The organism is Cupriavidus sp. 30B13, assembly GCF_049059565.2.
GTDB lineage: Bacteria > Pseudomonadota > Gammaproteobacteria > Burkholderiales > Burkholderiaceae > Cupriavidus.
The window spans coordinates 2,092,942-2,114,385 of sequence record NZ_CP188224.1 but is presented as its reverse complement, the minus strand read 5'-3'; the positions used below and the strand labels follow the sequence as shown (position 1 = coordinate 2,114,385).

Annotated in this window: 19 protein-coding genes; 12 read left to right on the top strand and 7 right to left on the bottom strand. The window is 70.8% G+C overall.

All coding sequences use genetic code 11. The features are described from left to right. Nucleotides 1–47 precede the first annotated feature (47 nt). Together ACKI2N_RS28485 and ACKI2N_RS28480 are read right to left on the bottom strand one after the other, a co-directional pair. On the bottom strand, nt 48–1,061 hold the full coding sequence (locus ACKI2N_RS28485) for a Bug family tripartite tricarboxylate transporter substrate binding protein (protein ID WP_420995275.1): 1,014 nt from the start codon (nt 1,059–1,061) through the stop codon (nt 48–50). Next, nucleotides 1,061–2,317 carry an alkyl sulfatase dimerization domain-containing protein gene (locus ACKI2N_RS28480; RefSeq protein WP_420995276.1) on the bottom strand — a complete coding sequence of 419 codons (1,257 nt, stop codon included), beginning with the start codon at nt 2,315–2,317 and terminating at the stop codon, nt 1,061–1,063. The genes ACKI2N_RS28485 and ACKI2N_RS28480 overlap by 1 nt, the downstream gene beginning before the upstream one ends. Nucleotides 2,318–2,662: 345 nt before the next feature. Between ACKI2N_RS28480 and ACKI2N_RS28475 the strand changes: the two genes are divergently transcribed. The 3 genes from ACKI2N_RS28475 to ACKI2N_RS28465 all read left to right on the top strand — a co-directional run bounded on the left by ACKI2N_RS28475 (nt 2,663) and on the right by ACKI2N_RS28465 (nt 6,036). Next, nucleotides 2,663–3,817, top strand: a complete 1,155-nt coding sequence (locus ACKI2N_RS28475) for a porin (protein WP_420995277.1) — start codon at nt 2,663–2,665, stop codon at nt 3,815–3,817. A 45-nt stretch (nt 3,818–3,862) separates the two neighbouring features. Next, nucleotides 3,863–5,182, top strand: a complete 1,320-nt coding sequence (locus ACKI2N_RS28470; protein ID WP_420995278.1) for an MFS transporter — start codon at nt 3,863–3,865, stop codon at nt 5,180–5,182. A 95-nt stretch (nt 5,183–5,277) separates the two neighbouring features. Beyond that, the gene (locus ACKI2N_RS28465; RefSeq protein WP_420995279.1) at nt 5,278–6,036 is read left to right on the top strand and encodes a TetR/AcrR family transcriptional regulator; all 759 of its coding nucleotides are present in this window, start codon (nt 5,278–5,280) and stop codon (nt 6,034–6,036) included. 256 nt (nt 6,037–6,292) lie between these two features. Here the strand turns inward: ACKI2N_RS28465 and ACKI2N_RS28460 are convergent, their stop codons facing one another. Both ACKI2N_RS28460 and ACKI2N_RS28455 read right to left on the bottom strand, forming a co-directional pair. Next, nucleotides 6,293–8,689 (bottom strand): patatin-like phospholipase family protein, encoded by a 2,397-nt coding sequence (locus tag ACKI2N_RS28460; RefSeq protein WP_420995280.1) that lies wholly within the window; start codon nt 8,687–8,689, stop codon nt 6,293–6,295. A gap of 102 nt (nt 8,690–8,791) precedes the next feature. Beyond that, nucleotides 8,792–9,259 carry a YMGG-like glycine zipper-containing protein gene (locus ACKI2N_RS28455; protein WP_420995281.1) on the bottom strand — a complete coding sequence of 156 codons (468 nt, stop codon included), beginning with the start codon at nt 9,257–9,259 and terminating at the stop codon, nt 8,792–8,794. Between the two features lie 254 nt (nt 9,260–9,513). Between ACKI2N_RS28455 and ACKI2N_RS28450 the strand changes: the two genes are divergently transcribed. The 9 genes from ACKI2N_RS28450 to ACKI2N_RS28410 all read left to right on the top strand — a co-directional run bounded on the left by ACKI2N_RS28450 (nt 9,514) and on the right by ACKI2N_RS28410 (nt 17,816). Next, complete coding sequence (locus ACKI2N_RS28450) at nt 9,514–10,263, top strand: PadR family transcriptional regulator (RefSeq protein WP_420995282.1); 750 nt, start codon at nt 9,514–9,516, stop codon at nt 10,261–10,263. Nucleotides 10,264–10,310: 47 nt separating this feature from the next. Continuing rightward, nucleotides 10,311–11,126: a siderophore-interacting protein gene (locus ACKI2N_RS28445; protein WP_420995406.1), complete on the top strand. Its 816-nt coding sequence runs from the start codon at nt 10,311–10,313 to the stop codon at nt 11,124–11,126. 138 nt (nt 11,127–11,264) lie between these two features. After that, nucleotides 11,265–11,726 carry a winged helix-turn-helix transcriptional regulator gene (locus ACKI2N_RS28440; protein WP_420995283.1) on the top strand — a complete coding sequence of 154 codons (462 nt, stop codon included), beginning with the start codon at nt 11,265–11,267 and terminating at the stop codon, nt 11,724–11,726. 154 nt (nt 11,727–11,880) lie between these two features. Next, complete coding sequence (alaC, locus tag ACKI2N_RS28435) at nt 11,881–13,137, top strand: alanine transaminase (protein WP_420995284.1); 1,257 nt, start codon at nt 11,881–11,883, stop codon at nt 13,135–13,137. Nucleotides 13,138–13,533: 396 nt separating this feature from the next. Continuing rightward, nucleotides 13,534–14,451: an arginase family protein gene (locus ACKI2N_RS28430; protein WP_420995407.1), complete on the top strand. Its 918-nt coding sequence runs from the start codon at nt 13,534–13,536 to the stop codon at nt 14,449–14,451. A gap of 103 nt (nt 14,452–14,554) precedes the next feature. Further along, nucleotides 14,555–15,355, top strand: coding sequence for an ABC transporter substrate-binding protein (locus ACKI2N_RS28425; protein ID WP_420995285.1), 801 nt, complete (start codon nt 14,555–14,557; stop codon nt 15,353–15,355). Between the two features lie 77 nt (nt 15,356–15,432). Beyond that, a complete protein-coding gene (locus ACKI2N_RS28420; RefSeq protein ID WP_420995286.1) occupies nt 15,433–16,125 on the top strand; it encodes an amino acid ABC transporter permease in 693 nt (230 codons plus the stop codon). An 11-nt stretch (nt 16,126–16,136) separates the two neighbouring features. Beyond that, nucleotides 16,137–16,904, top strand: a complete 768-nt coding sequence (locus ACKI2N_RS28415; RefSeq protein ID WP_420995287.1) for an amino acid ABC transporter ATP-binding protein — start codon at nt 16,137–16,139, stop codon at nt 16,902–16,904. Nucleotides 16,905–16,985: 81 nt separating this feature from the next. After that, the gene (locus ACKI2N_RS28410; protein ID WP_420995288.1) at nt 16,986–17,816 is read left to right on the top strand and encodes an IclR family transcriptional regulator; all 831 of its coding nucleotides are present in this window, start codon (nt 16,986–16,988) and stop codon (nt 17,814–17,816) included. A gap of 13 nt (nt 17,817–17,829) precedes the next feature. Here ACKI2N_RS28410 and ACKI2N_RS28405 read toward each other — a convergent pair whose 3' ends face one another. From ACKI2N_RS28405 to ACKI2N_RS28395, 3 genes are read right to left on the bottom strand one after another with little or no spacing between them, the layout of a single operon-like run. Then, a complete protein-coding gene (locus ACKI2N_RS28405; RefSeq protein ID WP_420995408.1) occupies nt 17,830–18,969 on the bottom strand; it encodes an enoyl-CoA hydratase/isomerase family protein in 1,140 nt (379 codons plus the stop codon). 11 nt (nt 18,970–18,980) lie between these two features. After that, complete coding sequence (gene mmsB, locus ACKI2N_RS28400) at nt 18,981–19,877, bottom strand: 3-hydroxyisobutyrate dehydrogenase (protein WP_420995289.1); 897 nt, start codon at nt 19,875–19,877, stop codon at nt 18,981–18,983. 25 nt (nt 19,878–19,902) lie between these two features. Next, entirely contained in the window at nt 19,903–21,438 is a 1,536-nt protein-coding gene (locus tag ACKI2N_RS28395) for a CoA-acylating methylmalonate-semialdehyde dehydrogenase (RefSeq protein ID WP_420995290.1), read from the bottom strand. Nucleotides 21,439–21,444: the final 6 nt, after the last annotated feature.

Here is a 21,444-nt window from a genome sequence, read left to right as displayed (position 1 = left end):
AAAGGGGCTGGCGCGCACGGCCCGGGCGGCCGTGCGCGCCGGCGGGGTCAGTCGGCGCTGATGCGGTTGACGCGGATCACTTCGCCCCACGCCTGGATGTCGGCGCGCACCGTCTGCGCGAACTGCTCGCTGGTCTTGGCCGGCATCTGCGCCATGTTGAGCTGGTCGAAGCGCTCGCGCATGGCCGGGTCGGCCAGCACGCGGTTTACTTCCGCGTTGAGCCGCTGCACGATCGGCGCGGGCGTGCCGGCCGGAGCGAACATGCCGTACCAGCTGTCGGTGTCGAAGCGCACGCCCTGTTCGGTCATGGTGGCCAGTTCGGGCAGGGCCGGCCCGCGATGCGAGCCGCTCAGCGCGAGCGGGCGGATCTTGCCGGCGCGGATCAGCTGCAGCGGCGAGGACGCATCGACGAAAGCCACCTTGATGATGCCGCCCTGCAGGTCGTTGAGGATCTGCGGCACGGTCTTGTAGGGCACGTGGCGCAGCTTGATGCCGGTCTGCATCTTGAGCGATTCCATGGTCAGGTGGCCGCCCGAGCCGATGCCCCAGGAGGCGTAGTCGTAGCTGTCCGGGTGCCCCTTCATGTAGGCGACGAAGCTCTTCAGGTCGCGCGCGGGAAAGTCCGGCGACACCACCAGCAGGTTGCCGCCGGCGCCCACCTGGGCCACCGGCACCAGGTCGCGCAGCGCGTCGTACGGCACCTTGGGCTGCAAGGTCTGGTTGATGACCACCGAGGCCGCGTAGGTGAACAGCAGCGTGTAGCCGTCAGGTTTGGCCTTGGCCACCATGTCGTTGCCGATCATGCCGGTGGCGCCGGTGCGGTTGTCCACCACGATGGTCTGGCCGAGCGACTTGCCCAGGCGCTCGGCCAGCAGGCGGGCGAACAGGTCGGTGCCGCTGCCGGCGGCGGAGGACACCACCAGCCGGATCGGGCGCGCGGGCCAGGGCGCCTCGGCGCGCGCGGCGTGGAACGGGGCCAGGGCGCCGGCGGCCAGTGCCGCCGCGAGCAGGCGCGCCGCGCGGCGGCGGCCGAGGCGGGGCGGGTTCGTCGGGGCGGCCATCAGCGGATCCCCAGGGCGTTGGCGCCGCCTTGCTCGATGGTGTCCGCGGCCGCCGCATAGAGGCTGCGCGAGACATAGCTGCGCACCTGCGCGGCGCGCTCGCGCAGCAGGCGGGCCTTGAGCGCGCGGGCGCGGTTCAGCGCCGGCGTGTCGCCGCGCGCGGTGGCGAGCACGTCGATCACGTGCAGCGCCAGCTGGGTCTCGCCGCGCGCGGCGAGCGCCTCGGCGTGGCGGATCAGCGCGTCGTGGTCGGCCACGGCGGCGGCGATTTCCTCGGCGGCGCGCTCGGGCGCGGCCGGGTGCAGCGAGGTGGGGTTGCGGTCCCACCAGCCGTTCTCCGAGCGGTAGATGTCGCGCGCGATATAGCTCGGGTCGCCGTAGGCGGGGCGCATCCACGGCTGGTCGAACAGTTCGGGCGGCAGTTCCAGCCGGGCCAGCATCTCGCGTTCGCCGTAGCCGGCATTCATCAGGCGCACCACTTCCGCGCGCAGCCAGCGCAGCGCGCGCGCCGTCTGCGCCAGCACGTGGCGGCACTCCTGCTCGCCCCGGAGCGCGCTGCCGAACTCGCGGATCACCGTGCGCGGCGCCAGCGCGGCAAGCCGCTCCAGCGTGTCGGCCCAGCGCACGGTGTCGCGCAGCGTGCGGAACGGCGTGCCGATATTGGGGATGGAGTCGATCACCGCCGGGCCGCCGTACAGCAGCCGCGGGCCGGGCAGCCACACGGCCACGGCGTCGTCGGTCTCCGACGGGGCCCACAGGATTTCCGCGCGCCGCTCGCCGCTGCCCAGCGCCAGCGTGCCGGTGAAAGTCTCCGCCGGCGCCGGGAAGAGGAGCCGGCCGCTGAGCGCGCCGGCCGGATGGCGGAACTGGATCTCCGCCATGCGCTCCTGCAGGCCCATGGTCTCGCGGTAGCGGGCCTGGCGCGCGAGCACGTTGGCATGCGCGATCACGCGCGGCGGCGCGTCGCCGCGCGCGGCCGCGTGGGCCAGCCATTCGGACAGCCCGGCGTTGTAGCCGAGGTGGCCGTGGCTGAAGCAGATGGCGGCCAGCGGCAGGCCGGTCTGCTCGCGCAGCGCCGCGATCATGGCGCGCGTGACCTTGCCGCCGGGTCCGGCATCCACCAGCAGCAGCGCGCCGCCGATATCCGCCACGAAGGACTGGCCCTGGCCGTGCAGCAGCCAGATGCCGTCCGCGACGGCTTCGCAGCCCGTGCCGGTGGCGAGTGCGGCGGCGGGGCGTTCTTCGGTGTCCTGCATGTCTGCTGTCTCCTGTCTTTGCGTTCTTGTGTCATTGCCGACGGTCAGCATAGCAATAATCCGTCGTATTAATACTAGGCATTATCCCTGAAGGATGCCTGAAGGCGGCACGCGAAACTGTGCCGGATCAGGCACGCAGAGGGCAATGCGCGCGCTGCATGCCGCGTCATGCACGCGCCGGTGCTTGGGGAAATCCCCAAATGCCATAACGTGTTCTCCCGGCTTTAATCTGCTGCATTACAAATTAAGACAAGAGATTAACCGGGGCGGGGCAGGCGCGGCCCGCGTTCCCGCAGGGAATCCACCTACAGAGCATAGCCACAGAGCACAACCGGGAAAGTAACGATGAAAAAGACGTTGTTCGGCGCGGCCTGCGCCGGCCTGCTGATGCAAGGCGCCCATGCGCAGTCGTCGCTGACGCTGTACGGTGTCGTGACGGCGAGCATGCAGTACGTGAACCATGCGCAGAACGTGAGCGGCGGCGTGCTCGCGCCCGGCAGCGGCTCGCAGGTGCTGATGACCTCGGCCGGCATCGCGCAGTCGCGTTTCGGCCTGCGCGGCGTGGAAGACCTGGGCGGCGGGCTGCAGAGCCTGTTCGTGCTAGAGAACCAGTTCAACACCGACAACGGGCAGCTCGGCGGCGGGCTGCTGTTCGGGCGCCAGGCCTACGTCGGGCTCAAGAACAGCCTGGGCCGGGTGAGCTTCGGGCGCCAGTACACCTCGTCGTTCCTGACCATGGCCAACTTCATGCCGGCGGCGTATGCGCCGGAGTTCGAGCCGGTGGTGGGCTTCGCCGGGGCGAACTTCCGCGAGAACAACATGGTGCAGTACCAGGGCCAGTTCGGCCCGGCGGGGCTCAACGCGCACTGGTCGTTCGGCGAGCGCGCGGGCTCGGCCACGGCGGGCTCGGCCTACGGCATCGGCGTGGCGTATTCGGCCGGCGCGTTCGGGCTGGGCATGGCCTACGACGAAGTCAAGACGCTCAACCAGGCCGAGGCCGCCGGCACCTCGGCCGGCAACGAATACGGGCGCGACATGCGCGCGGCCATCGGCGCGAGCTACCAGATCGGCGCGGTCAAGCTGATGGGCGGCTACCGCTGGGGCAACTCGGTGGCGCCCGCCACGGGCGCCTTCACGCTGCTGCCGCACCGCGACGACATGTACTGGCTGGGCCTGAACTGGGACGCCACCGCCGCGCTGCGCCTGACGCTGGCCTATTATTACGACGACATCAAGCACGCCACCGTCAGCGGCACCAGCGTCAATCCGGCCAACCCGCAGCAATACCTGGCGATCGCCGACTACAACATCTCCAAGCGCACCGATTTCTTCTGTGCTGTGATGTACGCGCGCAATGCCTCGCTGAACTGGGACAACATCGCCTACCTGCCCAACGGCCAGTCGGTGGGCTACCTGCCGGCCACCGCGCAGACCTACTACAAGACGCCCGGCTCCAATGGCCAGCTGGGGGTCTCGCTGGGCATCCGCACGATCTTCTGAGTGCCGACCGACCGTCCCCTTCCCGCATTGCCGAGGCTTCGCACCATGCCAGAATCGCTGACCACCTCCACCCCGCCGGGCCTGCTGGCCGGCACCGCCGCGCCCGCCGCCGGCGGCACCTACCAGCCCGCCCGGGCCTGGGCCACGGCCGTGTGGCTGACGGTGTTTTCTTCCATCAACTTCCTCGACAAGGTGGTGCTCGGCATGGTGGCGGTGCCGGTCATGCGGGAGATGCACCTCAGCCCCACGCAGTTCGGCATGATCGCGGGCAGCTTCTTCTGGCTGTTCTCGCTGTCGGCGGCGGTGGTCGGCTTCGTCGGCAACCGCGTCCAGGCGCGCTGGCTGCTGCTGGCGATGGCGGTGCTGTGGTCGCTGGTGCAGTTCCCGGTGGCCTTCGCCGGCAGCGCGGCGGCGCTGCTGGCCGCGCGCGTGATCCTGGGCGCGGGCGAGGCGCCGGGCTTTCCGGTGTCGGTGCACGCGCTCTACAAGTGGTTCCCGCACGAGAAGCGCAACCTGCCGGTGGCGCTGATCAACCAGGGCGCGGTGATCGGCCTGTTGCTGGCCGGGCTGGCGGTGCCCTTCATCACGCAGCACTGGGGCTGGCGCGCCAATTTCGTGGTGCTGTCGGCGGCGTCCGCGCTGTGGGCGCTGGGCTGGCTGTGCTTTGGCCGCGAGGGCACGCTGCAGGCCGGGCCCGCGCGCGGCGCGCCGGCGCGGCCGCGCGTGCCGTACCGGCTGCTGCTCACGGATGCCACCGTGCTGTCGGGCTTCGCGGCCGGCTTTGCCGCGTACTGGGGCCTGGCGCTGGTGCTGACCTGGATGCCGTCCTACCTGGAGCAGGGCCTCGGCTTCGACAGCGTGGCCGCCGGCCGGATGTTCGCGGTGATCGTGGCGGTGGGGGTGCCGGTGAGCCTGGCGCTGAGCTGGTGCTCGCAGCGGATGCTGCGCCGCGGCGCGTCCTCGCGCGCGGCGCGCGCGGTGTTCGGCGCGGCCTGCGTGGGACTGGGCGGCGCGCTGTTCGTCTGCCTGCCGCTGCTGCCGCTCTCGCCCGGGCAGAAGGTGGCGCTGCTGGCGGTGGCCGCGACGCTGCCGCCGGTGGCGTTCGCGGTCGGGCCGGCGATCCTGGCGGAGATCGTGCCCGACGCCCAGCGCAGCGCGATCATCGCGCTGAGCACCGCGGTTTCCACCAGCGCCGGGGCCATCGCGCCGGTGGTGATGGGGCGGCTGGTGCAGGTGCAGGGCCACGGCGGCGCGCATGGCTTCGAGCTGGGCTTCACGGTGTGCGGCGCGGTGATGCTGGCGGGCGCCGCCGTCGGCTTGCTGGGGCAGCATCCGGCGCGCTCGCTGCGGCGCCTGTACCGCTGAGCCGCGCCGGCGCGGCAGGGGTTTCCCTTGCTTGCCGGGCGCATGGCGTTGCCCCGATAATCCCATGCATTAGATCGCCGGCATCCGCCCAGTCCATGACCCGTACCCGCAACCGTTCTCTGGCCACCGTGCTGGCCGACAGTGCCGTCCTCGACAAGCCGCTGCCGCGCAAGGCTGCCGCCGCCGATGGTGCGCCGCCGCCCAGTCCGCTCGACAACGAGACCGCGCGCCGCATGCTCGAGATCGCCGAGCGCCTGTTCGCCGAGCATGGCGTCGAGCTGGTGCCGCTGCGCCAGATCGTGGTGGAGGCGGGCCAGCGCAACCGCTCCGCGCTGCACTATCACTTCGGCTCGCGCGAGGCATTGGTCAGCCAGTTGCTGAACTTCCGCCTGGCCCATATCAACAAGGTGCGCAACAGCTACCTCGACGAGGTCGAGGCCGCCGGGCTGGCCGGCGACGTGCGCGCCATCGTGGAGGCTTCCATCAGCGCGCTGGCCGACACCATCCGCGACACGCCGTGGGGCGCGCGCTACGTGCAGGTGCTGGCGCAGGCCACCTTCAGCCCGAGCCTGGTCAACGCGGAGCTGATCGACCCGGACGCCATGACCGGCGTGCTGCGCGCGCGCCGCATGATCGCCGCCGCGCTGCCCGGCCTGCCGCGCAAGGTGCTGCATCACCGCCAGGTATGGTTCAACAACAGCGTGGTGTATTCGCTGGCGCAATGGTGCCGCCGCAAGGGCGCGCTGCGCGGGCAGCCGCCGGTGGCGGAGCTGGTGGACTACTGCGCGGCGGCGCTGACCGGGCCGGTCGGCAAGCCGCGCGCCGTGCCGCGCGCCCGCAGCCGGGCGGAATAGGCCGATGCCGGCCGGCCCGCGCGCCGGCGGCGCTTTGTAGTTTTTCTGCCCTGAAGCGCCATCAACTGCCAGAAAGTGTAAAAAAGCCAAATTCGCCTGCCTCTGTCACCCGATCAGGTGATGGCGCGGCCCGCCCGGCGCTCTATGATCCGGCCTTGGGCGGACCCCGCGAACCGCCTTTTTTGCCTTGAGCCCTTGACCACCCCGGCCAGGGGCTTTTCTTTTCGGGCTTCGTCGTGCCGCTTGCGTATTTTGCTCACGGCTTGCCGAGAAACAGGTAAAAGCTGTAACGCCCGCCGGCGGCCCGCCCGTAGCCGAGATAGAACGGCCCCAGCGGGCTGTCCAGCGCCAGGAACAGCGAGCCGGACTTGAGCAGGCCGGTCGGGCTGCCCGGCACCAGCGGCGCGCCCATGCGGCCCGCTTCCAGCGACAGGCCGGCATACATGCCTTCGAGCAGCGTCTGCTTGACGAACTTGTTGTAGTAGACGAGGCGCGCGAACTGCAGGTTGCCGCCGATCAGCTCGCCGGTGCTGTAGCCCGACTGCTGCAGGAAGCCGCCCCACTGGAACAGGTCGTAGCGCGGCAGCGGGTCGCCGCCGACGTTGCTGCCGGCCTTGAAGCCCAGGTTGAGGGTGTGCACGCCATGCGACCAGGCGTAGGTGCCGTCGGCGTCGACCTTGACGTAGGGCTGCTCGGCCCCGAGGGCGCGCTGCGAGGCGTAGGCCCGGAAGGTGCCGCCGTAGCCCGAGCGCGGGAAGTTCACGCTGTCGAGCTGGTCGAACAGCAGCCGCGCGGTGACGGCGCCGCGCCCGACGCTGCCGTTGCCCGGCGAAAGGAAGGCGGGGCCGGTGCTGAGCGTGGCGTTCTCGATGCCGGTCAGCACGCCCAGGCGCGCCTCGCCGTACTTGGTGAACTGGCTGCCCAGGTCGAGCGCGAAGTCGGCGCGCCGCTGGTCATAGGCGGCGAAGCGCACGCCCTTGTTGAAGATGTCGACATTGCGCCGTTCCAGCTCGATGCGCGGGGCGACGAAGAAATACTGGCGCAGGTCGAGCGGCTGGTAGAACTCGCTGACCACGCTGCTGGTCTGGCCGAGCTGGAGGTCGGTGCGCCATTCCGCGCCGAGCGAATTGAGCCAGGTGCGGCGGTAGCTGGCCAGGATGTTGAAATAGGCATTGCCGCGAAAGTCGGAACTCAGCCCCAGGCCCAGGCGCAGGTAGTTGGGGCCGTAGGATTTCTCGACCGCGTCCACGGCCAGCACGCGCTTGCCCGGCTCTTCGAGGAAGCGATAGTTGACGTGCTCGAAGTCGCCGGTGCCGAACAGGCGCCGCATGTCCTGGTCGAGCTGCTCCTGGCGGATCGGCTCGCCCGGCCTGGTTTCCATGGTGGCGGCGGCGAAGGCCGGGTTGACGCGCTCCATCGGCGCGAAGCGGATCTCGTCCACGTCGCGCTCGTCGGGCGCGGGCACGGCGCGCTGGCGCGCGCGCAGCGCCGCATAGGCCTGCGGCGGCAGGGCCAGCGCCGAGAGGCGGTCCGCCACCTTGCGCGCGGCCGCCTCGCCGATGGGGATGGTGCCGGGCAGGTGGTCGAAGTCGCCGGCCGAGAAATCGCCCAGCTCGGGCAGGATCAGGATGTCCTGCGGCTTGAGCTGGGCCAGCGAGGCGCGCACGTTCTGCTCGCTGAGGATGTTGAGCATCTGGCTGGTCACGCCGACCACCGAGGTCAGGTTTTCGCGCTTCATCAGCGTGGTGCCGAGATTGACCGCGATGACGATGTCCGCGCCCATCGCGCGCGCCACGTCCACCGGCAGGTTGTCGACCAGGCCGCCGTCCACCAGCAGGCGCCCTTCGTATTCGACCGGCGCCACGGCGCCCGGCACCGACATGCTGGCGCGCATCGCGATGGCCAGCTCGCCCTGGCTGAACACCACCGCGGTGCCACTGACGAGGTCCGTGGCGACGGCGCGGAACGGGATCGGCAGCGTGTCGAAATTGTGGTAGCCGGGCGTGCGCGCGAGCGTGCGCAGCACGGTTTCGAGCTGGACGCCGGACACCAGGCCCTTGGGCAGCAGCAGGCCCTTGCCGCTCACGCCGATCTCCGGCGTGAGCAGGTTGGTGTGGTCGTCGAGCTTGCGGCGGATCGCCAGGTCCTGGCGCGGCGGGCGCTCCTTGAACAGTTTGTCGGTGGACAGGCCGCCGACCAGTTGCGCCATCTCGTCCGGCAGCATGCCGGTAGCGTAGGCCGCGCCCACCAGCGAGCCCATGCTGGTGCCGGCGATGCAGTCCACCGGCACGCGCAGTTCCTCCAGCACCTTGAGCACGCCGATGTGCGCCGCGCCGCGCGCGCCGCCGCCGGACAGCACCAGGCAGATGCGCGGGCGCGCGGAAATGGCCGGGGCGCCGGGCAGCGGGGCGGGGGGCGTGGAAGGCGTGGAAGGTGTAGATAGCGCCGAGGGCGTGGAAAGCGCCGGAGGCGCTGTAGGCGGCACGGCCACGGCGGGAGACGTGACGGCGGACGCGGGCGCCGTTTCCGGCGGGGCCGCCGGCGCGGCCTGCGCGCGCGCGTGGCGCGCCGCGCCGCACGCGGCCAGCATCGCGAGCGCCACCAGCAGCGCAGGCAGGCGGCGCGGGCGCGCACGGACAGGCGGAAGGGGCATGGATCGCGATGCCAATGGCTTGCTTCCTCGCTCTCGCGAAGGCGCGCCGGAGACCCCGGCGCTGGGTGCCGGCACGCGCCCCCGGCCGGTAACGTCAAACGGCTATTGCAGGGTGTAGCCGCGGCCCTGCATGCAGGCGCCGACGGCGCGCCAGTACGTGCCCATGGCCGCCTGCGTGCCGGCCTGCTGGTTTTGCGCCTGCTGCGCCTGCGCGGCGTGCTCGCGCCGCGAGCGCACGCCGCCCGCCACCACGCCGGCGGCCGCGCCCACCGCCGCGCCGTGCCCGGCGTCGTCGTTGGCCACGTCGCCGACCACCGCGCCGGCCGCCGCGCCGCGCGCCGCGCCCCTGACGCGCGCGCCGGTGGGACCGGCCGGCGCCGGCGGGGGCGTGGAAGCGATCGCCGCGGGATCCACCCCCGTGGTCTGCTTTGCCCAGCCCGCGCAGTCCGCTTCGTCCTGGCTCTGCTGGGTCGGGCTCTGGCCCTTGGCCGGGTACACGATGGGCTTTTGCGCCTGCGCGGCGCCCGCGGCGAGCAGCAGCAGGCCGGCGGCGACAAGATGCGGTCTCATGGCGTATTCCTCAGGTGGCGGGCAGCCGTCCGGATGCCGCTGCGCAACGGGTGCCTTTCATGGTCGGGCATGGGCGGGGGCAGGGCAATTGAATGTTTTCGTGATTTGGCGGGGGCGTGCTGCACGACATCGGGGGGCGCGGCGGATACGGCGCGGAGGCGGGGCGGCAGGGCCTCGACGGTGTGCCGGCCTTGACTTTATTACTTACGATATATATCTTAAGATATGTTTTGCGATAACAAGGAGTCGTCGACATGCGCCACCACCTCTTGAGCCACCATCTCTTGATGGGCCGGATGGGTCACCACATGCTTGCCCGCCTTTCCTCTCATTTCGCCTCGCACCCGCATGATTTCCATGGCCGCGGCGAGGGACGCCACGCCATCGGCCGCCACCGCCATGGCGGCGGCCCGGGCGGTTTCTTCGGCGGCGGCGGGGACGGCTTCGACGGCGAGGGCGATGCCTGGCGCCGCGGCCGCAAGTTCAGCGCGGACGACCTGCAACTGCTGCTGCTGTCTCTGCTGGAAGAAAAGCCCAGCCACGGCTACGAGCTGATCAAGGAACTCGAGACCCGCACCAACGGCTTCTACAAGCCCAGCCCCGGCATGGTGTATCCGGCGCTGACCTTCCTCGAGGAAGTCGGCTACGCCACCGTGGACAGCCAGGGCAACAAGAAGCGCTACCAGCTTGCCGGGCCGGGGCGCGCGCATCTCGATGCCAACCGCGAGCGGCTGGCGCTGATGCTCAACAAGCTCAAGCACGTGGCGCGCAAGATGGAATGGGTGCGGCGCGCGCTGTCCGGCGACAGCCCCGAGGCGGGCAGCGACGACGGCGCCGAGGCGCGTGGCGGCTGGCTGCCCGAGTTTGTGCAGGCGCGCATGGCGCTCAAGCGCGCCTTGCTGCTGCGCACGGACGCCGCGCCGGACGAGCAGCGGCGCATTGCCGCCATCCTCGCGCGCGCCACCGCGGAGATCGAAGCCGGCCCCGGCGCGGCGGGCGCGTGATGCTGATTGCCCGCATGACCCAAGTCAACCAACAGGACCAGACCCCGATGACCACCCGTGACCTTACCGTCCAGCGCGTCCGCCATACCCTCAAGATGCGCCTGCTGCAGGTAGTGCGCACGCGGCAGGTGTCGCCGCAACTGCTGCGCGTGACCCTGGCCGGCGACGACCTCAAGGACTTCGTTTCCGCTTCCTTCGACGACCACGTCAAGGTGTTCTTCCCCCCGCCCGGGCAGCAGAAGCCGGCGCTGCCCGAAGTCGGGCCCAACGGCCCGGTATTTCCCGAGGGCGCCCCGCGCCCCGCCGCGCGCGACTACACGCCGCGCCGCCATGACCCGGTGGCCGGCGAGCTCGACCTGGAGTTCGTGCTGCACGGCGACGGCCCCGCCTCCACCTGGGCGGCGCAGGCCGCGCCGGGCCAGTACCTCGGCGTGGGCGGCCCGCGCGGCTCGTTCGTGATCCCCGACGGCTTCGACTGGCACCTGCTGGTGGGCGACGAGACCGCGCTGCCCGCCATCGCCCGGCGCCTGGAAGAGCTGCCGGCCGGCACGCAGGCGCTGGTGGTGGCGGCGGTGGACAATGCCGCGGCCGAGATCCCGCTGCCCAGCCGCGCCAGCGTGGAAGTCCGCTGGCAGCACCGCGACGGCGCGCCGGCCGGCGACACCGCGCTGCTCGAGCGTGCGCTGCGCGAGATCGCGCTGCCGCGCGGCGAAGGTTATGTCTGGGCCGCGGGCGAGGGCGCGGCGATCCGCGCGGTGCGCCAGTACCTGGTGGCCGAGCGCGGCATCGACAAGAGCCGCATCCGCGCCTCCAGCTACTGGAAGGCCGGCGCGGCCGCCGTGCACGAGACGCTCGACGACTGAGGCGGCGGCTTGTCCGCGGCGCCGCGCGGTTTTACAATGCAACCGCTTCGCCGCGCGAGCCGCCATCGTCCTGGACGGCCCGGGCCGCGCGCCGCATCCCGCGGCGCCGCGCCGGCGGCATGTCAAGGGAGTGGCGCGATGGTGCGGCGAACCAGCCTGGAAGGCGCGGAGTGTCCGGTGGCACGCTCGCTCGATGCGATCGGCGACTGGTGGTCGCTGCTGATCGTGCGCGATGCCTTCGACGGGCTGCGCCGCTTCGGCGAGTTCCAGCGCAACCTCGGGCTGGCCAAGAACATCCTCGCCGACCGGCTGCGCACGCTGCTGGCGCACGGCATCCTGGAACAGGTGCCCGCCTCCGACGGCAGCGCCTACCAGGAATACGTGCTCACGCCGCGCGGCCGCGCGCTGTTCCCGGTGGTGGTGGGGCTGCGCCAGTGGGGCGAGGCCTTTTTCTACGCGCCCGGCGAGGCGCATTCCGTGCTGGTGGATACCGAAGGCGGCCAGCCGGTGCCGCCGCTCGAGGTGCGCGCCGCGGACGGCCGCCTGCTGGGGCCGGACGATGCGGTGGTGCGCAAGGTGGACGAACTGGCGGCAAGGTAGCGGGCAAGGTAGCGGCGCCGCGTCGCGCAGCCCCGCGTCGCGAAAATCCTTGGACGCCGCGCGCGTTCGCCGCTAAGATCTTTCCCGTCCGGCCGCAAACAACGGCCGGCAGCGTCGCTCGGACGGTTCCGGGCGCTTACGTTCAAGGAAAACCATGTCCGCCTCCGCAGGCAAGCGCCGTTTCGCGCGCATCGATCGTCTCCCCCCGTACGTCTTCAACATCACCGCCGAGCTGAAAATGGCGGCGCGCCGCCGTGGCGAAGACATCATCGACATGAGCATGGGCAACCCGGACGGCGCCACGCCGCCGCATATCGTCGCCAAGCTCACAGAGGCCGCGCAGCGGCCGGACACCCACGGCTACTCCGCATCGAAGGGCATCCCGCGGCTGCGCCGCGCCATCTCGCGCTGGTACCGCGAGCGCTACGACGTCGAGATCGACCCCGACAGCGAGGCCATCGTCACCATCGGCTCCAAGGAAGGCCTGGCCCACCTGATGCTGGCCACGCTGGACCGCGGCGACACCGTGCTGGTGCCGGACCCGAGCTATCCGATCCATATCTACGGCGCGGTGATCGCCGGCGCCGACATCCGCTCGGTGCCGCTGGTGCCGGGCGTGGACTTCTTCGCCGAGCTGGAGCGCGCCATCCGCGGCAGCTATCCCAAGCCGAAGATGATCGTGCTGGGCTTCCCGTCCAACCCCACCGCGCAATGCGTCGAGCTGGACTTCTTCGAGCGCGTGATCGCGCTGGCGCGCAAGCACGACATCTTCGTGGTGCACGACCTGGCCTACGCCGACATCGTGTTCGACGGCTGGAAGGCGCCGTCGATCATGCAGGTGCCGGGCGCCAAGGACATCGCGGTGGAGTTCTTCACGCTGTCCAAGAGCTACAACATGGCGGGCTGGCGCATCGGCTTCATGGTGGGCAATCCGGAACTGGTGGCCGCGCTCACGCGCATCAAGAGCTATCACGACTACGGCACCTTCACGCCGCTGCAGGTGGCCGCCATCGCCGCGCTCGAAGGCGACCAGCAGTGCGTCAAGGAGATCGCCGCGCACTACCAGGCGCGCCGCGACGTGCTGGCGCGCGGGCTGATCGAGTCCGGCTGGCCGGTGGAGATTCCCAAGGCGTCGATGTACATCTGGGCGCGCATTCCCGAGCCGTACCGCGCGCTGGGCTCGCTGGAGTTTTCCAAGCAGCTGCTGGCCAAGGCCAAGGTGTGCGTGTCGCCGGGCATCGGCTTCGGCGACTATGGCGACGAGTACGTGCGCTTCGCCCTGATCGAGAACGAAGGGCGCATCCGCCAGGCCGTGCGCGGCATCAAGGCGATGTTCCGCGCCGACGGGCTGGTCAAGGTACCGGTGGACGAGCACGCGGCGCACGGCCACGCGGGCAAGGCGCGCGCGTAGGCCCGCGCGCGTAGGCCAGATCGGGCCGGCGCTCCCGTGCCGGCCTCGTCTTTCCTTTCCTCTTTTTCCTCATCTTCTTCGCGCGCTCCGGCACCATCGCCGTGCGCGCATGCCTTCCGGCGGTGCGTGCCTGCCCATCCCTGACGCCGCCCAGCCGCGTCGCGGCGGCGGCCGCCGTTCGCGCCATCCCCGTCTTTGCTAGGTAAAAACGCCGATAGGCGTCTTCGCATGCACGGTGGCATAAATGTTGCAAGTGAATCTGCAATCCATACGTATCGCAGTGCGATATACAAAGAGTGCAGTATTCAAGGCCGCGCCGTCCCGGGCGCCGGCCCCCACGCCTGAGAGGCCCGCATGCAAAGAGGTTCCCCGCTGTTCACCCCGGCCCTGCCGTTCATGAATGCGCCCGCCGCGCGCCCGCGCCCGGCGCTGCCGCCGCTGGCCACCGTCATCGGCATTCCGTTCGATTGCGGCTCGCACGCGTTCCGCATCGGCGCCCGCCAGGGCCCGGACGCCATCCGCGAGCAGGCGCGCCTGCTGCGTCCCTACGACGTGGCGCCGGTCGGCGAGATCGACAATGCGTTCGATTTCCTGCGCCTGACCGACCTGGGCAACGTGGCGTGCACGCCGGGCGACGTCGAGGCTTCCTTCCCGCACATCGAGGCGGCCATCGAGCAGGTGCAGCGCACCGGCGCCATGACGGTCACCATGGGCGGCGACGGCGCGGTCAGCCTGCCGCAGATGCGCGCCGTGGCGCGGCACCATCCGGACCTGGTGGTGCTGCATTTCGATTCGCACACCGACACCTACGACATCGGCGGCTACAACACCGCCACCACCTTCACGCGCGCGGCCGAGGAAAAGCTGGTCGACACCGCCAACAGTTTCCACGTGGGCACGCGCGGCCTCACCTTCATGCCCGGCGTGATCCCGTTCGGCCGCTCGGTCGGCTACAACGTGGTGCCGTTCGGCGAGTTCGCGCCGCAGCAGGAGGAGGTGCTGGTGCGCATCCGCGAGCAGGTGGGCGAGCGCCCGGTCTACCTGTGCTTCGACATGGACCTGTTCGACCCGTCCTGCGCGCCGGGCGTGTGCACGCCCGAGTGGGGCGGCCTGACCGCGCGCGAGGGGCTGAGCCTGCTGCGCGCGCTGCGCGGGCTCAACTTCGTCGCCTTCGACGTCAACACCGTCTCGCCGCCGCACGACGTGGGCGGCATGACGGCCTTCCTGGCCGCCACCGTGATGCAGGAGTTCCTCTGCCTGGCCGCGCAGACGGTGCGCGCGCATCCGCAGCGCTTCGCGCACCTGATGCGCTGATTTCGCCGGCCTGTTCCGCCAGCCCGGCCGCACCACCCCGAACCTGCCTCGCAACTAACTTCCACCTACCTCGCACCTAACTCGCACTATCCGGAGAAACGACATGAAACTGACCGCAGCCATCACCGCCGCCGCGCTGTGCGCCGCCGCCTGGTCCGGCCTGGCGCAGGCCCGCACGCTGGACGAGATCAAGGCCAGCAAGACCATCAACATCGTCACCACCGCCGCGAGCCCGCCGCACGGCTTCATGGACCCGGCCAGCGGCACGCTCAAGGGCGTGATGGTCGAGGTGGCGCAGGGCGTCGGCAAGCGCCTGGGCGTGGAAGTGAAGCTCAGCGACGTGCCGTTCGCCGGCCTGATTCCCACGCTGACATCGGGCCGCGCGGACCTGATGTCAGCGCCGCTGTTCATCACCGAGGAGCGCGCCAGGGCGGTGTCGTTCTCCACGCCGGTGTACGGCTGGGGCGAGGGCGTGGTGGTCAGCGACAAGACCGACAAGAAGTACGCCCGCTTCGACGACCTCAAGGGCGCCAAGGTCGGCGCGCTGGTCGACAGCGTGCAGTTCGCCATGATGAAGGACCTGCCGGGCACGCAGGTCTCGACTTACCAGGACTACCCGAGCCTGCTGACCGACGTGCGCGTGGGCCGCGTCGACCTGGGCATCGTCGATCCGCCCAGCATCGCGTACCAGATCCGCTCCAAGGGCATTCCCGGCGTGCATCTCGACGAGAGCTACAAGCCGGTCAAGCGCTGGCTGGTGGGCATGGCGGTGCAGAAGGACAACGCCGCGCTGCTGGCGTCGGTCAACGCCGCGCTGCAGGACATGGAGAAGAGCGGAGAGATCGAGGCGATCCTCAAGAAGTGGGGCATCGGCGGCCTCGCCGGCAATCTCGCGGCGAAGTAACCGCGAAGCCGTAGCGCGCGCCGGGCGCCCGTGCGGGCTTGCCCGGCTTTTCCGACCGCACCGACTGGAGTTCGACCGTGGACCTGGCCACCCTGAAGATGTACCTGTTCCCGCTCGCCGAGGGGGCGAGCGCGACGATCGCCCTGTTTTTCCCCACCGCCTTCCTCGCGGTGGCGCTGGGCCTCGCCGTGTGTTTCTGCCGCATGTCCTCCAACGGGCTGGTGCGCGGCGTGGCCAAGGGCTACATCGAAATCATCCGCGGCACGCCGCTGCTGGTGCAACTGTTCTTCATCTACTACGGCATGCCCGAGATCGGCATCGTGCTGCCCGGCTTCGTAGCCGGCGTGATCGGGCTGACCATCAACCTGTCGGCCTACCTGGCCGAGCTGTTCCGCGGCGGCATCCAGTCCGTCGACGCGGGCCAGTACGAGGCGGCGCGGGCGCTGGGGCTGACCCGCGCGCAGCGGCTGCGCGCCGTGATCCTGCCGCAGGCCGGGCGCATGATCTTCCCGGCGCTGGGCAACTACGCGCTGGTGCTGGTCAAGGAAAGCTCGCTGGTGGCCGTGATCAGCGTCTACGAGCTGATGCGCGCGGGCGAGATGCTGGCCGGCGCGACCTTCAAGTCGCTGCTGGTGTACAGCCTGGTCGGGGCGGTCTACTTCCTGCTGTGCAGCGTGGTGTCCGGCGCGTTCCGCTGGGGCGAGCGGCGCCTCGCGGTGCCGGGCTACTGGGACGGCGCGGCGGGCCACGATCATCTGTCCAAGGCATGAGGCAAAGCGACATGGATACCACGCAGGCCGGCGCGGATGCCGGCGCGGACATCATCCGCATGACCGACGTCTCCAAGTGGTACGGCGACTTCAAGGTGCTCGACCAGGTGTCGCTGCGCGTGCGCGCCGGCGAGAAGGTGATCCTGTGCGGGCCGTCCGGATCGGGCAAGTCCACCACCATCCGGCTGCTCAACCGGCTGGAGGAGCACCAGGAAGGCGAGATCGTGGTCGACGGCATGGCGATGAGCGCCGGCATGGGCAATATCGAGCGCATCCGCGCCGAAGTCGGCATGGTGTTCCAGCACTTCAACCTGTTCCCGCACCTGAGCGTGCTGCAGAACTGCACGCTGGCGCCGATGATGGTGAAGAAGGTGCCGCGGCGCGAGGCCGAGGCGCGCGCGATGCGCTACCTGGAGCGCGTGAAGATCCCGCAGCATGCCCACAAGTACCCGGGCCAGCTGTCGGGCGGGCAGAAGCAGCGCGTGGCGATCGCGCGCAGCCTGTGCATGGAGCCGCGCATCATGCTGTTCGACGAGCCCACCTCGGCGCTCGACCCCGAAATGGTCAAGGAAGTGCTGGACACCATGATCGCGCTGGCCGACGACGGCATGACCATGATCTGCGTCACGCACGAGATGGGTTTCGCGCGCCAGGTGGGCGACCGCGTGATCTTCATGGACAAGGGGCGCGTGGTCGAATCGGCGCCGCCGGCGGACTTCTTCCGGGCGCCCGCCACGGCGCGCGCGCGCGAGTTCCTGGGCCAGATCCTGCACGGCTAGCGCCGCGCGCGCCGGCGCGCTATGGCCCGCCGGCGGCGTACCCATTAACATGCGGAGTTTTCCTTGCCTACCAAGCCTGCCATGACAGACCAAACCAGCCCGGACGAGCCGCCCGAGGAATCGCGCCTGTTCGTCACCTCGCTCGCCCGCGGCCTGAACGTGCTGACGGCCTTCTGGGAGGGCAAGCCGTCGATGAACCTGGTGGAGCTGGCCGACGCCACCGGCATGACCAAGAGCGCGGTGCAGCGGTTCACGCACACCCTGCTGGCGGTCGGCTATCTCAAGAAGGACCCGCTCAGCAAGGAATACGCGCTGGCGCCGCGCTCGCTCGAGGTGGGGCTGCGCTACCTGCAGACCAGCGCGCTGCTGAGTTCGGCCACGCCGTATCTGCACGCGCTGGTGCGCACCTGCGAGGAAACCACCACGCTGTCCGAGCGCGACGGCCTGCACATGACGTATATCTCGCGCTTCCCGACCCACAAGGAGATGTTCGTCAACATGCCCCTCGGCATGCGCATCCCGATGTATTGCACGGCCGGCGGGCGGGCCATCATGTCGCACCTGGACCCGAAGGAGGTGGCGGAAATCCTCGATCAGAGCGACCGCGTGGCCTATACCCCGACCACCCTGACGCGCGTGGCCGACATCCGCGGCGCGGTCGCCCAGGCGCGCGCGGACGGCTTTGCCGCGACCAACGGCGAGTACTACACCGGCGACATCACGGTCAGCGCGGCCATCCTCGGGCCGAGCGGGCAGCCGCTCGGCGCGGTGAACGTATCGGCGCCGTCGAGCCGCTGGTCGTTCGAGGAAGCGTGCGCGGGGCTGGGGCCGCAGGTGGTGGCCGCCGCGCGCGCGATCGGCTCGAGCAGCGCGGTCAAGCAGATGCCCAGGAAGGGGCGCGCGGCCGCCTGAGCGGCCGCGCGCGTCAGCCCAGCGCCGCCAGCGGGTGGGCTTCGGCCGGCCACGGGCTGGCGAAGAACGCCTGCACCGCGGCCTCGCCGACTTCCTGCGGCGACGCCACGCGCCAGCGCGGCGCGTTGTCCTTGTCCACGATCAGCGCGCGCACGCCTTCGATGAAGTCGCCCTGGGTGAACGCGTGCGCCACCACGCCCAGCTCCATGCGGAAGCAGCTCGCGAGGTCGAGCCGGCGGCCGCGCAGCAGCAGCTCCTGCGTCACTGCCGTCATCAGCGGCGAGCGCTTGCGCAGGATCTGCAGCGTGCTGTCCGCCCACGGCGCGTAGCGCGGATCGGCCTCGCGCTCCAGGCTGGCGCACAGCGCGGCCACGCTGGCATCGGCGCGGAAATGGCGCAGCACGGCGGGCAGCACCGCCTGCAACGGCGCGCTGGCCGCTGCCGCCACGGCGTCCGGCTGCGGTTGCAGCGCGGCGCGCAGGTCTTCCGTCACATCGCCGGTCCAGCGGATGCCGGCCAGCGTCTGCTCCAGGTTCTCCAGGCGCGCGGCGGGCACGGCGATATCGGCCAGCCCGCACAGCAGCGCGTCGGCCGCGCCCAGCGTGGCGCCGGTCAGCCCCACGTAGAGCGACAACGCCAGCGGCAGCTTGCCGAGGAAAAAGCTCGCTCCCACGTCCGGCACCAGGCCGATGCCGGTCTCCGGCATGGCCACGCGCGAGCGCTCGGTGACCACGCGCAGGCGCGCCGCCTGCGCCAGGCCCATGCCGCCGCCCATCACGATGCCGTCCATCAGCGCCACCACCGGCTTGGGATAGCGGTGCAGGCGGTAGTCCAGCCGGTATTCGTCGACGAAGAACTGGCGGTGCAGCGGCGTGCCGGCATGGAAACTGTCGTACAGCGCGCGGATGTCGCCGCCGGCGCAGAAGGCCTTGGCGCCGGCGCCGCGCAGCAGCACCGCGGCGATGCCGGGCTGCGCGGCCCAGGCGGCGAGCTGCGCGTCGAGCGCGCCGATCATCGGGTAGGACAGCGCGTTGAGCTGGCGCGGGCGGTCCAGCGTGGCCACGCCCACGCCGTTGATTTCGTCGAAGCGCACCTCGGCCGGCGCCGCGCCGGCCGCGCCTTGCTGGCCGGCGTGGTCCGGGTCCAGGCGCATGGCGTGCGCGGTCATGCCGCGCGCTCCGGGTCCAGGTAGCGGCGGATCACCCCCGAGAAGTCGAGCTGGCCGTCGCCGGCCTGGCTCATGGCCTGGTAGATCTGCTGCGCCAGCGCGCCGAGGAACAGCGGCTGGCGCACGCTGCGCGCCGCGTCCGCGGCCAGGCCCAGGTCCTTGAGCATCAGGTCCGCGCCGAAGCCGCCGCTGTAGCCGCGCGAGGCCGGCGCGGTCTCGATCACGCCCGGGTACGGGTTGCAGGTGTCGGCGGCCCAGCAGCGCCCGGTGGAGGTGTTGACGATGCCCGCCAGCACATTGGCGTCGATGCCCAGCCGCGCGCCCAGCGCCATCGCCTCCGACACGCCGATCATCGAGATGCCGAGGATCAGGTTGTTGCAGATCTTGGCGACCTGGCCGGTGCCGGTATCGCCGCAGCTCACCACGTTGCGGCCCATGCCGGCCAGGACCGGCCGGATGCGCTCGAACAGGTCGGGCTGCGCGCCCACCATGAAGGTCAGCGTGCCGGCCTGCGCGCCGCCGGTGCCGCCGGAGACCGGCGCGTCGGCCATCGGGTTGCCGCGCTGGCCGGCCTGCGCCGCCAGCGCGCGGATGGTGGCCGGGTCGATGGTGCTCGAATCCACCAGCGGCACGCCCGGCCGCACGCCGGCCAGCACGCCGTCCTGGTCCAGGTAGGCCGCGCGCACGTGGGCCGCGGCGGGCAGCATGGTGATGACGAAGTCGGCCGTGGCGGCGGCCTCGCGGGCCGATGGCGCCACCGTGGCGCCATCGGCCCGCAGCGCGGCGAGCGCGGCGGGGCTGAGGTCGAACACGGTCAGGGCATGGCCCGCCTTGAGCAGGTTGCGGGCCATCGGCGCGCCCATGTTGCCCAGGCCGATGAAGGCGATATGCATGTTTGCTCCTTGGTGGTGGCGCCGTTCAGCGCAGGCTGATGGTGGTATTCACCCCGTCGTTCACCGTCGCGTCGTCGAACCAGCGCGCCGTGACGGTCTTGGTCTGGGTGTAGAACTGCACCACCTGCTTGCCGTAGGGACCGAGGTCGCCGAGCTTGGAGCCGCGCGAGCCGGTGAAGCTGAAGTAGGGCACCGGCACCGGGATCGGGATGTTGATGCCGACCTGGCCCACGTCGATCTCGCTCTGGAACTTGCGCGCGGCCGCGCCGCTCTGCGTGAACACGCCGGTGCCGTTGCCGAACGGGTTGCGGTTGACCAGCGCGATGGCCTCGTCGAGCGTGTCCACGCCGATCACCACCAGCACCGGGCCGAAGATCTCCTGGGTGTAGATCGACATCTGCGTGGTCACGTCGGCGAACACGGTGGGGCCGACGAAATTGCCGTCGGGATAGCCCGGCACCTGCACGCCGCGGCCGTCCAGCAGCAGGGTGGCGCCTTCGCGCACGCCGGCGTCGATGAGGCCGGTCACGCGCCGTTTCGCCGCCACCGAGATCACCGGGCAGACGTCGGTGCCCGGCTCGTGCCCGGCGCCCACCTTGAGCGTGGCGGCCTTGGCGACCAGCTCCGGCAGCCATTCGCGCGCCGCGCCCACCAGCACCGCCACCGAAGTCGCCATGCAGCGCTGGCCGGCCGCGCCGAAGGCGGCGCCCACCAGCGCATTGAGGGTGTGCTCGCGGTGCGCGTCGGGCAGCACCACGGCGTGGTTCTTGGCGCCCATCATCGACTGCACGCGCTTGCCGTGCGCGCCGGCCAGCTCGTATACGTGGGTGCCCACCGCGGTGGAGCCGACGAACGAAACCGCCTTGATGTCCGGGTGCGTGCACAGGGCATCGACCACCTCGCGCGCGCCGTGCACCACGTTCAGCACGCCCGCCGGCACGCCGGCTTCCACCGCCAGCCTGACCAGCTCCATGGTGGACAGCGGGTCCTGCTCGGACGGCTTGAGCACGAAGGTGTTGCCGCACACGATGGCCATGGGGAACATCCACAGCGGGATCATGGCGGGGAAGTTGAACGGCGTGATGCCGGCGCACACGCCGATGGGCTGCTGCAGCGTATAGGTGTCCACCGTGGCGGCCACGTTCTCGGCAAAGCCGCCTTGCTGCAGCGTGCCGATCGAGCAGGCGTGCTCCACCACCTCGAGGCCGCGGAAGATGTCGCCCTCGGCGTCGGCCAGGGTCTTGCCTTGCTCGGCGGTGAGGATGGCGGCGATGCGCTTGCTGTGCTCGCGGATCAGTGCCTGGTAGCGCAGCATGATGCGCAGGCGCGCGCCCAGCGGGGTGTGGCGCCAGGTGGCGAAGGCGCGCTGCGCGGCGCCCACCGCGGCATCGACCTCGGCCGGCGTGGCCAGCGGCACGCGCGCCAGCACTTCCTGCGTGGCGGGGTTGACCACCGCGCGGAACTCGGTGGCGGCGGATTCCACCCATTCGCCGTTGATCAGCAGCCTGACGGCGGGCGCGGCGGCGGTTGCGGCGGCGGTGTTTGCGGATTGGGCACTCATCTTGTC